Source organism: Cupriavidus sp. 05L310 (assembly GCF_056398185.1).
Genome location: NZ_JBFTOX010000018.1, coordinates 68,032 through 80,179, shown reverse-complemented (window position 1 = coordinate 80,179; position 12,148 = coordinate 68,032). Strand labels below are relative to the sequence as shown.

The following is a 12,148-nucleotide window of genomic DNA, read 5'->3' as shown; positions in this document are numbered from 1 at the left end:
GAGGGGAGCAAACCGACTTTGTTTCACTGCCGCGGGCCGCTTCAGGGCCGCGGCGCAAAGCAAAACCCGTCACGCCGACCAAGGTGGTCGCGCGCTTCCTGCGCGCGATCGCAAACCTTATGCACCGACCCTTATCGTTCTCTTTCGCTTCACGGTTGCGCGCCATGCTGGCAGCGTTGCTGCTGCTCGCCGCGTGCCCGCTGTGGGCCGCGCCGCTGACGCAGGCCGACCTGAAGCCACTGGCCGAAGACGACTTCGATGCCAAGACTGCCGCCATCACCGCGCTCACCAAGGCGCCGGTGGCGGAGGCGGGCCCCATTCTCAAGGCGCTGCAAGACGATACGCTGCAATACGCGCCCGGCGTCGGCATGGTGCGCCAGGACGGCGACAAGCTGGTGGACGCCATCAGCGGCAAACCGGTCACGGTCAAGCCCGATGCGCTCGAAGCGCTGACCCTTAACAACAGCCTGCGCGCGCTGGTGGACAGTGCCGCCAGCAGCACGCTGCTGCAATCGCCCGATGCGGCGGTGCGCACGCAGGCCGTCAACACGCTGCTGGACCAGCCCGGCAGCGCCTCGCGCCCGGTGGTGGAAGCCGCGCGCAAGGCCGAGGCCGATGCCGGCCTGCGTGCCAAGCTCGATGTGATCTGGGCCAATATCGTGCTGGCCGAGGGCAATCGCGACGAACGGCTGGAAGCCATTCATATTCTCGGGCGCGACAGCAATCCGCAAAGCCGGCAGAAGCTGCAGCCACTGCTGGAGCGTGACGAAGCCGGCAAATACCGCGAGCCCGACGCCGAACTGCGAGGCGCCGCCCAGCAGGCGCTCGATGCCCTGCGCGGCGACCAGCGCCGCGCCGAACTCATCGGCAACCTCTTCGCCGGCCTGAGCCTGGGCAGCGTGCTGCTGCTGGCCGCGCTGGGCCTGGCCATTACCTATGGCCTGATCGGCGTCATCAATATGGCGCACGGAGAATTCCTGATGATCGGCGCGTACGCCACCTATATGGTGCAAGGCGTATTCCGGGCGCATTTCGCCGGTGCCTTCGACTGGTACCTGCTTTTTGCGCTGCCAGCATCGTTCCTGGCATCGGCCGTGGTTGGCTTCGTGCTGGAGCGGCTGGTGCTGCGCCATCTCTACGGCCGTCCGCTGGAAACGCTGCTGGCGACGTTTGGCGTGAGCCTGCTGCTGATGCAGGCGGTGCGCACGCTGTTCGGCGCGCAGAACGTGGAAGTGGCCAATCCCTCCTGGATGAGCGGTGGCGTTGAATGGCTGCCGGGGATGGTGTTGCCCTACAACCGCATGATCATCATCGTGTTCGCGCTGGCGGTGGTGGCGGTGGCATGGGCCGTGCTCAACCGCACCCGCCTGGGCCTGTTCGTGCGCGCCACCACGCAGAACCGCACCATGGCGGCCTGCGTGGGCGTGCGCACCTGGAAAGTGGATAGCTACGCTTTCGCGTTCGGTGCGGGCATTGCCGGGCTCGGTGGCTGCGCCTTGTCGCAGATCGGTAATGTGGGGCCCGACCTCGGGCAGGCCTACATCATCGACTCCTTCATGGTAGTGGTGCTGGGCGGCGTGGGGCAACTGGCGGGCACCATCATCGGTGCCTTCGGGCTGGGCCTTATCAACAAGTTCATCGAGCCGTTCTACGGTGCGGTGCTGGCCAAGATCTTTGTCCTGGTGCTGATCGTGCTCTTCATCCAGAAGCGCCCGCAAGGACTGTTCGCGCTCAAAGGGCGCAGCGCGGAGGCATGATGCAGACTTCAACATCGAAACAATCCGCGACCGGATTCCGGCTGGCGGTGCCGGAACGCCAGCCGCTGTTCTCGGGCCGCGGCTGGGCGGCGCTGCTGGCGATCGCGCTGGTGGCGGGCATCGGCGTGCCGGTGTGCGCGCTGCTGTTGCCCGAAGGCCATCCGATGCATCTGTCGGCCTATGCGCTGACGCTGATCGGCAAGATCATGTGCTTCGCGCTGGCCGCGATCGCGCTGGACCTGGTGTGGGGCTACTGCGGCATCCTCAGCCTGGGCCACGGGCTGTTCTTCGCGCTCGGCGGCTATGCCATGGGCATGTACCTGATGCGCGCCATCGGCCGTGAAGGTGTCTACAAAAGCGACCTGCCGGACTTCATGGTCTTCCTCGACTGGAAGGAGTTGCCGTGGTTCTGGCATGGCACCGAACATCTTGGCTACGCCATGCTGCTGGTGGTGCTGGTGCCCGGCGTGCTGGCGTGGCTGTTCGGCTTCTTCGCCTTCCGCTCGCGCATCAAGGGTGTGTACCTGTCCATCATCACGCAGGCCATGACCTATGCCGCGATGCTGCTGTTCTTCCGCAACGAGACCGGCTTCGGCGGCAACAACGGCTTCACCGATTTCAAGCGCATCGCCGGTTTTGCCGTGGCCGCGCCCGAAACCCGTACCGCGCTGTTCGTGCTGACGTTCCTTGCCTTGCTGGCCGGCTTTATCGCCTGCCGCTACATCGTCACCTCCAAGCTTGGCCGCGTGGTGACGGCGGTGCGCGATGCGGAGATGCGCGTGATGTTCTCCGGCTACAACCCGCTTGGCTACAAGCTCTTCGTGTGGACGTTCTCGGCGGTGCTATGCGGCATTGCCGGCGCGCTTTACGTGCCGCAGGTGGGCATCATCAACCCGGGCGAGATGTCGCCGGCCAACTCCATCGAGATGGCGGTGTGGGTCGCCGTGGGCGGACGCGGCACGCTGATCGGCCCGATCATCGGCGCCTTCCTTGTCAACGGCGCCAAGACGATGTTCACGGCTTATTTCGCCGAGTACTGGCTGTTCCTGCTGGGCGCGATGTTCGTGCTGGTCACGCTGTACCTGCCGGACGGCGTGATCGGCCTGATCAAGCGCGTGCGCGGCATGCGTGCCAGGCACCCGGTTGCACAAGGCACATCGGCCGGCGCGCCGGCCAACGTTACCCGCAGCGGAGGTGAAGCATGAACGCCGCACTCGGAGCGCAGCAGGCGGAAAGCGGGGGCACCACCGGCCTCGGCCGCGTGCTGGAGCCCGGCGTCATCGATGTCTCGCACGGTCCCATCCTTTACCTGGAAGACGTGACTGTGCAGTTCGATGGCTTCCGCGCGCTCAACCAGCTCACGCTGTCGATCGACCACGGCGAACTGCGCTGCGTGATCGGTCCCAATGGCGCGGGCAAGACCACGATGATGGACGTGATCACCGGCAAGACCGGGCCACGCAATGCCAATGTGAGCGGGCGCGTGTTCCTCGGGCAGAGCATCGACCTGATGCGCATGACCGAGCCCAAGATCGCGCAGACCGGCATCGGCCGCAAGTTCCAGAAGCCCACCGTGTTCGAGCAGCACGAGGTGTGGGAGAACCTGGAACTGGCGATGAAGGGCGACAAGCGCTGGTTCTCTTCCTTGCGGGCGCGCCTGGGGGCGCAAGGGCATCGCCGCATCGAGGAAACGCTGGCGTTGACGGGGCTGGAAGATGAAGCGTATCGCCCGGCCGGCATGCTGTCGCATGGGCAGAAGCAGCGGCTCGAGATCGGCATGCTGCTGATGCAGCAACCGCAGTTGCTGCTGCTCGACGAGCCGGTGGCCGGCATGACCGACGAGGAAACCATGCAACTGGCCCAGCTGCTGAACAGCCTGCGCGGCACCTGCTCAATGATGGTGGTGGAGCACGACATGGAATTTGTCGCGGCGCTGGCCGGCGATAGCGGCAAGGTCACGGTGCTGGCCGAAGGCAGCGTGCTGGCCGAAGGCACGCTCGACGCCGTCAAGCGCGAGGAGCGCGTGATCGAATCCTATCTGGGCCGGTAAGCGCGCACGCGTAGATAAAGGAAACCAAACCATGTTGCAGGTCAATGCACTCAACCAGTTCTACGGCGGCAGCCACATCCTGCGCAATGTCACCTTCGAGGTGCCGCAAGGCAAGCTGACGACCTTGCTGGGCCGTAACGGCGTGGGCAAGAGCACCCTGCTCAAATGCCTGATGGGCGTGGTGCCCACGAGGAGCGGCAGCATCAGCTGGGCGGGGCACGCGCTGGAAAAGAAGCCGCCGTACGAGCGCGTGGCATCCGGGCTCGCCTACGTGCCGCAGGGACGCGAGATATTCCCGCGCCTGACGGTGGAGGAGAACCTGCTGATCGGCGCCGCGAGCCTGAAGCGCCCGGCCGGCGTGCCCGACCGGATCTACCAGTTGTTCCCGGTGTTGCGCAGCATGCGCCAGCGCCGGGGCGGCGATCTCTCGGGCGGCCAGCAGCAGCAACTGGCAATCGGCCGCGCGTTGATGAGCGAGCCGGAGCTGCTGATCCTGGACGAGCCGACCGAGGGCATCCAGCCTTCCATCATCCAGGACATCGGCCGCGCGCTGCGGCTGCTGGTGGACGAGTTCGGCATGACGGTGCTGCTGGTGGAACAGTATTACGAGTTCGCCCGGCATCTGGCGGATCACTACGTCGTGATGAGCCGCGGTGAGGTGGTGGCGAGAGGGGAGGGGGCAAGAATGGAAGAGGAGGGGGTGCGGGAGCTGATCGCGGTGTAAGGGAGGTCGTGGGTTTGTCCGGCGAGAGAGCCGTGGCTGAACATAAAGCGGCTGCCGGGGCAGAGAGCTTGCGTCGGCAGTAGCGAAGAGCATGCCAATCCGCCAGATGCCGCGCGCCGACAATACCGCTTCCAGCCGCACCGACCCCGCGCTATGATGCCCGCATCGAGCGCGCCACGCATCACCGGCAGCGTCCGCCTTTCCATCGCCCATGCGTCATCCAGACTTTCCTTCGACCCTTGCCGTGCCGCCCGCATGGGAGGCCAGCCTGCGCCTGCGGTTTGCCGCGCGCGGCGAACGCAGTGTGCTGGCCGAGCGCCGCCACCGGGGGCCATTGCTGGTGCAAAAGCCGCTCTATCCAGAGGGCGCAGGGGGGGCGATCTGCCACGTGGTGATCCTGCATCCGCCCGCCGGCGTGGCCGGCGGCGACAGCCTGGAGATCGAGGTGACGGTGGAGGCGGGCGCCCATGCGGTGCTGGCGACGCCCGGCGCCACCAAGTGGTACAAGTCGCTCGGCCGCGAGGCCGCGCAACGCGTCACGCTGACGCTGCAAGCCGGCGCGCGGGTGGACTGGCTGCCGCAGGAAAACATCGTATTCGACGACGCGCACGCGCGCCTTGCCACCACCGTGACGGTGGCGCCCGGCGCCAGCGCGATCGGCTGGGATGCCGTCGTGCTGGGCCGCCAGGCCAGCGGCGAAACGTGGGCGCGCGGATCGCTGGTCATGGAGACCACGGTGAATGGCGGTACGCGCCCGCTGTGGATCGAAAGCGCGCAACTGGACGCCGGCTCCGCGCTGCGGCATGCGGTGGCCGGGCTGGATGGGCTCAATGTGATGGGCACGCTGTGGGCGGTGGGCGAGGGTGCCACGCAGGAACTGGCCGAAGCGCTTGCCGAACGGCTGCCGTATGGGCCGGACCTGCGTGCCGGCGTGACGCGGTTTGAGCAGGATGGCCAGTCCATGCTGCTGCTGCGCGTGCTGGGTGCGCAGATGGAGGCGGTCAGGCATCTGATGGTAAGCGCATGGAGCGCATTGCGCGAGCCCATCCACGGCGTTGCCGCCAGGCCGCTGAGGCTGTGGGCGACGTAGGCGCTTGCCGGCCGCGTACCGGACATGCAGAACAAGAAACTACGGGAATACCAAGATGGAACTGACTCCGCGAGAGAAGGACAAGCTGTTGATCTTCACCGCCGCGCTGCTGGCCGAGCGCCGCCGCGCGCGCGGGCTCAAGCTCAACTATCCCGAGGCGGTGGCCCTGATCACGGCGGCCATCATGGAAGGCGCGCGCGATGGCCGCACCGTGGCCGAGCTGATGCACGAAGGCACCACGGTGCTCACGCGCGAAGATGTGATGGAGGGGGTGGCCGAACTGATCCCCGAGATCCAGGTGGAAGCCACCTTCCCCGATGGCACCAAGCTGGTCACTGTGCATCATCCGATCGTCTGAGACGGGCGAGCGCTTTGCTTGCGCACGCCAGGCCTGCCGAACCACTGAACGAAAACACGAGGTCAAGACATGAACCGTTCCAATCGCTCGCGCGCCGCCAGGGCCGCCATGGCGGGTGTCCCGCTGGCGCTTGCCAGCGCCGCGGCCTTCGCCCATCCCGGCCACGATGCCGCCACGGTCGGCGCCAGCCTGTGGGCGGGCCTGCTGCATCCCTTCACCGGCATGGACCACTTGCTCGCCATGGCGGGCGTGGGCGTGTGGAGCGCGCTGGGAGCACGCTCGCCGCGCGAGGCGCTGCGCATGCCTTTTGTGTTCGTTGCACTGATGCTGGCCGGCGCGGCGCTCGGGCTGAGCGGCCTCGGCCTGCCGCTGGTGGAGCCGATGATTGCCGCATCGCTGCTGGTGATCGGCGTGCTGGTGGCGCTGCGTGCCAGGCTGCCGGCGTGGGCGGGCATGGCCATCGTCGGGGGCTTCGCCGTCTTTCATGGCTACGCGCATGGCGCCGAGCTGCCGGCCACGGCTGGCGCGTTGCCCGCGGTGGTGGCCTATGTCGGCGGCTTCGCTGTCGCCACCATGACGCTGCACCTGGCCGGCATCGGCCTGGGCGGCGCGCTGCGCCGCCAGGCCGGTTGGCTGGCACGGCTGGCGGGCGCCGGCGTGGCGCTCTATGGCGTCGGCCTGATGGTTGCCTGATCTCGACAAGGAAACCAGCATGATCCCCGGTGAACTGATGCCCGCAGAGGGCGAGATCGAACTCAATGCCGGCCGCCCCACGGTGAGCGTGACGGTGGCCAACACCGGCGACCGTCCGGTCCAGGTCGGCTCGCATTTCCATTTCTACGAGACCAATCCCGCGCTGGATTTCGACCGCGAGGCCACCCGCGGTTTCCGGCTCAATATCGCCGCCGGCACCGCGGTGCGCTTCGAGCCGGGCCAGAGCCGCACGGTGGAGCTGGTGGCGCTGGCCGGCGCGCGCATCGTCTACGGCTTCAACGGCAAGATCATGGGAGCGCTGTGATGAGCGTGAAAATCTCCAGGCAGGCCTATGCCGAGATGTTCGGCCCCACCACCGGCGACCGCCTGCGGCTGGCCGACACCGGGCTCATCATCGAGGTGGAGAAGGACTTCACCATCTACGGCGAGGAGGTGAAGTTCGGCGGTGGCAAGGTGATCCGCGACGGCATGGGGCAGAGCCAGCGCATGGCGAAGGACTGCGTCGACACCGTCATCACCAATGCGCTGATCGTCGATCACTGGGGCATCGTCAAGGCCGACATCGGTCTCAAGGATGGCCGCATCGCGTCGATCGGCAAGGCCGGCAATCCGGACATCCAGCCAGGCGTGACCATCGTCGTCGGTCCCGGCACCGAAGTGATCGCGGGCGAGGGCATGATCGTCACCGCCGGCGGCATCGACAGCCACATCCACTTCATCTGCCCGCAGCAGATCGAAGAAGCGCTGATGAGCGGCGTCACCACCATGATCGGCGGCGGCACCGGGCCCGCGACGGGGACGTTTGCCACCACCGTGACGCCTGGCCCCTGGTTCATGGAGCGCATGCTGCAGGCGGTCGAGGCTTATCCGATGAATATCGGCCTGCTCGGCAAGGGCAACGCCAGCCAGCCGGGGCCGCTGACGGAGCAGGTCGAGGCCGGCGCCATCGGGCTCAAGCTGCATGAAGACTGGGGCACCACGCCGGCGGCGATCGACACCTGCCTGGGCGTGGCGGATGCCACCGATACGCAGGTGGCGATTCATACCGATACGCTCAACGAGGCCGGTTTCGTCGAGGCTACGGTGGCTGCGTTCAAGGGCCGCACCATTCATACGTACCATACCGAAGGCGCGGGCGGCGGCCACGCGCCAGACATCATCAAGGTGTGCGGCGAGCCCAACGTATTGCCGTCGTCGACCAACCCGACGCGGCCCTACACCATCAACACGCTCGACGAACACCTCGACATGCTGATGGTGTGCCATCACCTGGACCCGTCGATCGCCGAGGACATCGCTTTCGCGGAAAGCCGCATCCGCCGCGAGACGATTGCCGCCGAGGACATCCTGCACGATCTCGGCGCCTTCTCGATGATCTCCAGCGACTCGCAGGCCATGGGCCGGGTCGGCGAGGTCATCATCCGCACCTGGCAGACCGCGCACAAGATGGCCGCGCAGCGCGGCAAGCTGCCCGGCGATCCCGGAGATGCGCGCGGCGGGCATGACAATTTCCGCGTCAAGCGCTACATCGCCAAGTACACCATCAACCCCGCGCTCACGCACGGCATCGCGCATGAGGTGGGCTCGATCGAGGTGGGGAAGTGGGCCGACCTCGTGCTGTGGAAGCCGGCCTTCTTCGGCGTCAAGCCGAGCCTGATCCTCAAGGGTGGGATGATCGCCGCGGCAGCGATGGGAGATCCCAACGCATCGATCCCGACGCCGCAGCCGGTGCACTACCGGCCGATGTTCGCCGCTGCCGGCCGGGCCCTGCACAAGTCTTCGCTGACCTTTGTCTCGCAGGCCGCGCTGGCAGCCGATGTGGGCGGCCGCTATGGACTGGAGAAGGTGCTTTCGGCGGTACGCGGTACGCGCACCGTCAGCAAGCGCGACATGGTGCACAATGACTGGCAGCCGAACGTCACGGTGGATCCCGAGACGTACCAGGTGGTGGCCGACGGCCAGTTGCTGATCTGCGAGCCGGCTACCGTGCTGCCGATGGCGCAGCGCTATTTCCTTTTTTGAAGGCCCCCTTTGCAAAAGATCGACAAACACCTCAGCGCCCCGCATGGCATCGCCGCCGTGCTGGTGCGCCGCGCGCCCAAGCTGGTGCTGCCTTTCGCCGAGCGCAGCAAGAGCCGCCTGCGCGCCACCCTCGATAGCGGAGAGGAAGTCGCCTTGTTTCTGCCGCGCGGCACCGTGCTGCGCGGCGGCGATCTGCTGGTCACCGAGAGCGGAGTCTTCGTCGAGGTGCTCGCCGCGCCGGAGTCCGTGCTGCAGGTGGGAGCCAGTGATCCGCAGGCGCTGATGCGCGCGGCCTATCACCTGGGCAACCGGCACACGCCGGTGGAAGTGGGGCGCGACTACCTGCGGCTGGAGTACGACCCGGTGCTGGCGGACATGCTGGCCCGCCTTGGCGTGCAGGCCGAGCGCGCCGAGCTGCCGTTCGAGCCCGAGGCCGGCGCCTACGGCGGCGGGCACAAGCACGGTCACGATGCCACTTTCGCCGAGGACTACGCCGCGGCGCAGGCGGTGTTTCATGAGCATCACGGGCATGAGCATGAGCATGACCACGGGCACGCGCACAGCCATGAACATGGTCATAAGCACGACCACGATCTTGCGCCGCATGTCCATGACGAGCATTGCGGGCACAAGCACTGACCTTCAGTGCGCAGTCGTTCCATGACCCAACTCTCCCAGCTCATCTCCCTGCTGCACCTGGCCTCCCCCGCGCTGCCGATCGGCGGCTTCAGCTATTCTCAAGGGCTGGAGGCGGCCATCGACTGCGGCATCGTGCGCGATGCCGGCAGCGCGGAGCAATGGGTGCGCAGCAACCTGCTGGATGTGCAGTCGCAGTGCGAGGCACCGGTGTGGCTGCTGCTCTATCGCCATTGGCGCACACTGGACGCGACGCGCCTGGCCGAATGGAACAACTGGTTCCACGCCACGCGCGAGAGCGCGGAGCTGCGGCTGGAGACCGAGCAGATGGGCTGGTCGCTGGCCCGGCTGGTGGCGCAGATGGAGTGGGGCGACGCCGCACTGCGCGCGCAGCTCGCGGTGCTGTCGCCGGTATGCCTGCCGACCGCCTTCGCCGCGGCTTGCGTGGCGCTGGACGTTGGCGAGCGCGACGGGCTGGCGGCCTATTGCTTCAGCTGGGCCGAGAACCAGGTGTCCGCCGCCCTCAAGGCGGTGCCGCTGGGCCAGGTGGCGGGGCAGCACATCCTGCGCCGGCTGCATCCCGCGGTGCTCGCAACCGTCGACGAGGCGGTGCGCCGCGCCGATGCCGAGCCGCCAATGCTGTCTACTTTTTCCCCGATGCTGGGCCTGCTGTCCGCGCGGCACGAAACGCAATACTCCCGGCTGTTCCGTTCCTGAGCGGGCCACCGCGGCAACCAGACGATTACCAGGACAAGACTCTCATCATGACCCAGGCCCGTACCAAGAAGAATCCCCCGTTGCGCGTCGGCGTGGGCGGCCCCGTCGGTTCCGGCAAGACCACCTTGCTGGAGATGCTGTGCAAGGCCATGCGCGAGCGCTATGACCTGGTCGCCATCACCAACGATATCTACACCAAGGAAGACCAGCGGCTGCTGACCATCTCCGGGGCCCTGCCGGCCGAGCGCATCATGGGCGTGGAAACGGGCGGCTGCCCGCATACCGCGATCCGCGAAGATGCCTCGATCAACCTGGAGGCGGTCGACCGCATGCTGGCGAAGTTTCCCGATGCCGATATCGTCTTCATCGAGTCCGGCGGCGACAATCTTGCCGCCACCTTCAGCCCGGAGTTGTCGGACCTGACCATCTACGTGATCGACGTGGCCGGCGGCGAGAAGATCCCGCGCAAGGGCGGCCCCGGCATCACCAAGTCGGACCTGCTGGTGATCAACAAGACCGACCTGGCCCCCTATGTGGGCGCCAACCTGGACATCATGGAAAGCGATGCGCGCAAGATGCGCGGCGTACGCCCGTTCGTGATGGGCAGCGTGAAGTCGGGGCAGGGGCTGGACCAGGTGATCGCCTTTATCGAGCGCCAGGGCATGCTGGGCGTGTAACGCGCGGCCGCCGCAATCGCGTCTTCAACGACGGCGCGTACCGCATGTCGGCGCGGCCCTGCTCCGTGTTTGCGGTGGCCACCGCTTGTGGCATACTGGCCGGTCCATGACGTCGACATCGCCCGCCCCTTCTTCGCATTGCCGCGACACCGCTACCGGTGGCGCCGCTGCATGCGCGGGCGCCGGGCAGCCCACGTCCCGCCTGTCCTCCTCCTTCTCGTTCTCCATTATTCGAATTATCCGGGGTCGCTGAGCTGCGGCTTTGGCTGGTGCTCGGTGGCCCGTGGTCCCTCCCTTGCCGTGCACGGCCATGGGGCCTGCACGCGACCAACCGATTCGATGGAGAACACCCGATGTCCGATCTTTCCGACCTGCGCGCGCACGCCCGCTATCCCAGCCTGCCCGACATCCAGGAGACCGCGCGCCGGCTCCAGGGCAAGGTGCTGGAGACGCCCGTGTGGCGCTGGCAGACCGGCGCCATGCAGCAGCTCGATCCCGCCACCGAGGTATGGCTCAAGCTGGAACTGTTCCAGATCACCGGCACCTTCAAGCTGCGCGGCGCGCTCAACAGTATCGAGCGCATGGACGGCGCGGCGCGCGCGCGTGGCGTGGTGGCGGCCAGTGCGGGCAACCATGCCATGGCGGTAGCCCACGCGGCAAAGGTGGCTGGCGTTGGCGCCAAGCTGGCGATGCCGGCCAGCGCCAGTCCGGCGCGCATGGCCGCCTGCCGCGAGGCCGGGGCCGAGGTGCTGTTGTTACCGGACATACACGCGGCCTTCGACCACGCGCTGCAACTGGTCGAGCAGGAGGGGCGCACCATGGTGCACCCGTACGACGGCCCGCTGATCGCGCAGGGCACCGCGACCGTGGGGCTGGAACTGATGCGCCAGGTGAGCGGGCTAGATGCGGTGGTGGTGCCGGTGGGCGGCGGCGGGCTGTGCGGCGGCATCGCCGCGGCGGTCAAGCAGATCAATCCGGCCTGCCGGGTCTATGGGGCCGAGCCGGATGGCGCCGATGCCATGAACCGCAGCTTCGAGGCCGGGCGGCCGCAGGCCCTGGAGCGGGTCAGGACGATTGCCGACAGCCTGGGCGCGCCGTATGCGCTCGATTACAGCTACGGCGTGTGCCGCCAGTTTGTCGACGGCATGGTGCGGGTATCCGACGCGGCGATACGTGACGCCATGCGCATCCTCTACCGCGACATGAAGCTGGCCACGGAGCCGGCTACGGCGGTGTCCACCGCGGCGTTGCTGGGGCCGCTGCGCGAAACACTGGCGGGGAAAAAGGTGGCGCTGATCGTGTGCGGGGCCAACCTCGACGCGGCACGCTTTGCCGAACTGCTGGCAGTGGATGCGCCGGCCGCCGCCGGCTGAGCCTGGCTGCCGCGCGCGGCCCGGGGCGCT

General features: G+C 67.3%; 13 protein-coding genes. All 13 read left to right on the top strand.

Annotated elements, in window-relative coordinates; translation table 11 throughout:
• The first annotated feature begins 119 nt into the window (after window positions 1-119).
• Window positions 120-1,757: an urea ABC transporter permease subunit UrtB gene (gene urtB / locus AC1DS6_RS15280; RefSeq protein WP_441630119.1), complete on the top strand. Its 1,638-nt coding sequence runs from the start codon at window positions 120-122 to the stop codon at window positions 1,755-1,757.
• On the top strand, window positions 1,757-2,962 hold the full coding sequence (gene urtC, locus AC1DS6_RS15275; RefSeq protein ID WP_441630173.1) for an urea ABC transporter permease subunit UrtC: 1,206 nt from the start codon (window positions 1,757-1,759) through the stop codon (window positions 2,960-2,962). The genes urtB and urtC overlap by 1 nt, the downstream gene beginning before the upstream one ends.
• On the top strand, window positions 2,959-3,807 hold the full coding sequence (gene urtD / locus AC1DS6_RS15270) for an urea ABC transporter ATP-binding protein UrtD (protein ID WP_441630117.1): 849 nt from the start codon (window positions 2,959-2,961) through the stop codon (window positions 3,805-3,807). The genes urtC and urtD overlap by 4 nt, the downstream gene beginning before the upstream one ends.
• 31 nt (window positions 3,808-3,838) lie before the next feature.
• Complete coding sequence (gene urtE / locus AC1DS6_RS15265) at window positions 3,839-4,531, top strand: urea ABC transporter ATP-binding subunit UrtE (protein WP_035868638.1); 693 nt, start codon at window positions 3,839-3,841, stop codon at window positions 4,529-4,531.
• 211 nt (window positions 4,532-4,742) lie between these two features.
• Window positions 4,743-5,621: an urease accessory protein UreD gene (locus AC1DS6_RS15260; protein ID WP_441630113.1), complete on the top strand. Its 879-nt coding sequence runs from the start codon at window positions 4,743-4,745 to the stop codon at window positions 5,619-5,621.
• Between the two features lie 55 nt (window positions 5,622-5,676).
• Window positions 5,677-5,979, top strand: a complete 303-nt coding sequence (locus AC1DS6_RS15255) for an urease subunit gamma (protein ID WP_035868631.1) — start codon at window positions 5,677-5,679, stop codon at window positions 5,977-5,979.
• Between the two features lie 69 nt (window positions 5,980-6,048).
• Window positions 6,049-6,672: a HupE/UreJ family protein gene (locus tag AC1DS6_RS15250; protein ID WP_441630111.1), complete on the top strand. Its 624-nt coding sequence runs from the start codon at window positions 6,049-6,051 to the stop codon at window positions 6,670-6,672.
• Window positions 6,673-6,691: 19 nt separating this feature from the next.
• Entirely contained in the window at window positions 6,692-6,997 is a 306-nt protein-coding gene (locus tag AC1DS6_RS15245) for an urease subunit beta (protein WP_441630109.1), read from the top strand.
• Window positions 6,997-8,715 carry an urease subunit alpha gene (ureC, locus tag AC1DS6_RS15240; RefSeq protein ID WP_477102669.1) on the top strand — a complete coding sequence of 573 codons (1,719 nt, stop codon included), beginning with the start codon at window positions 6,997-6,999 and terminating at the stop codon, window positions 8,713-8,715. The genes AC1DS6_RS15245 and ureC overlap by 1 nt, the downstream gene beginning before the upstream one ends.
• A 9-nt stretch (window positions 8,716-8,724) precedes the next feature.
• A complete protein-coding gene (ureE, locus tag AC1DS6_RS15235; RefSeq protein WP_477102668.1) occupies window positions 8,725-9,354 on the top strand; it encodes an urease accessory protein UreE in 630 nt (209 codons plus the stop codon).
• 21 nt (window positions 9,355-9,375) lie between these two features.
• The gene (locus AC1DS6_RS15230; protein WP_441630103.1) at window positions 9,376-10,068 is read left to right on the top strand and encodes an urease accessory protein UreF; all 693 of its coding nucleotides are present in this window, start codon (window positions 9,376-9,378) and stop codon (window positions 10,066-10,068) included.
• Between the two features lie 47 nt (window positions 10,069-10,115).
• Window positions 10,116-10,745, top strand: coding sequence for an urease accessory protein UreG (gene ureG, locus AC1DS6_RS15225; RefSeq protein ID WP_035868617.1), 630 nt, complete (start codon window positions 10,116-10,118; stop codon window positions 10,743-10,745).
• A gap of 353 nt (window positions 10,746-11,098) precedes the next feature.
• The gene (locus AC1DS6_RS15220) at window positions 11,099-12,118 is read left to right on the top strand and encodes a threonine/serine dehydratase (protein WP_441630101.1); all 1,020 of its coding nucleotides are present in this window, start codon (window positions 11,099-11,101) and stop codon (window positions 12,116-12,118) included.
• Window positions 12,119-12,148 lie beyond the last annotated feature (30 nt).

Bases quoted from the DNA above. Each gene is read 5' to 3' on its own strand.
- urtB (WP_441630119.1), top strand. From the start codon at position 120: ATGCACCGACCCTTATCGTTCTCTTTCGCTTCACGGTTGCGCGCCATG.
- urtC (WP_441630173.1), top strand. From the start codon at position 1,757: ATGCAGACTTCAACATCGAAACAATCCGCGACCGGATTCCGGCTGGCG.
- urtD (WP_441630117.1), top strand. From the start codon at position 2,959: ATGAACGCCGCACTCGGAGCGCAGCAGGCGGAAAGCGGGGGCACCACC.
- urtE (WP_035868638.1), top strand. From the start codon at position 3,839: ATGTTGCAGGTCAATGCACTCAACCAGTTCTACGGCGGCAGCCACATC.
- AC1DS6_RS15260 (WP_441630113.1), top strand. From the start codon at position 4,743: ATGCGTCATCCAGACTTTCCTTCGACCCTTGCCGTGCCGCCCGCATGG.
- AC1DS6_RS15255 (WP_035868631.1), top strand. From the start codon at position 5,677: ATGGAACTGACTCCGCGAGAGAAGGACAAGCTGTTGATCTTCACCGCC.
- AC1DS6_RS15250 (WP_441630111.1), top strand. From the start codon at position 6,049: ATGAACCGTTCCAATCGCTCGCGCGCCGCCAGGGCCGCCATGGCGGGT.
- AC1DS6_RS15245 (WP_441630109.1), top strand. From the start codon at position 6,692: ATGATCCCCGGTGAACTGATGCCCGCAGAGGGCGAGATCGAACTCAAT.
- ureC (WP_477102669.1), top strand. From the start codon at position 6,997: ATGAGCGTGAAAATCTCCAGGCAGGCCTATGCCGAGATGTTCGGCCCC.
- AC1DS6_RS15230 (WP_441630103.1), top strand. From the start codon at position 9,376: ATGACCCAACTCTCCCAGCTCATCTCCCTGCTGCACCTGGCCTCCCCC.
- ureG (WP_035868617.1), top strand. From the start codon at position 10,116: ATGACCCAGGCCCGTACCAAGAAGAATCCCCCGTTGCGCGTCGGCGTG.
- AC1DS6_RS15220 (WP_441630101.1), top strand. From the start codon at position 11,099: ATGTCCGATCTTTCCGACCTGCGCGCGCACGCCCGCTATCCCAGCCTG.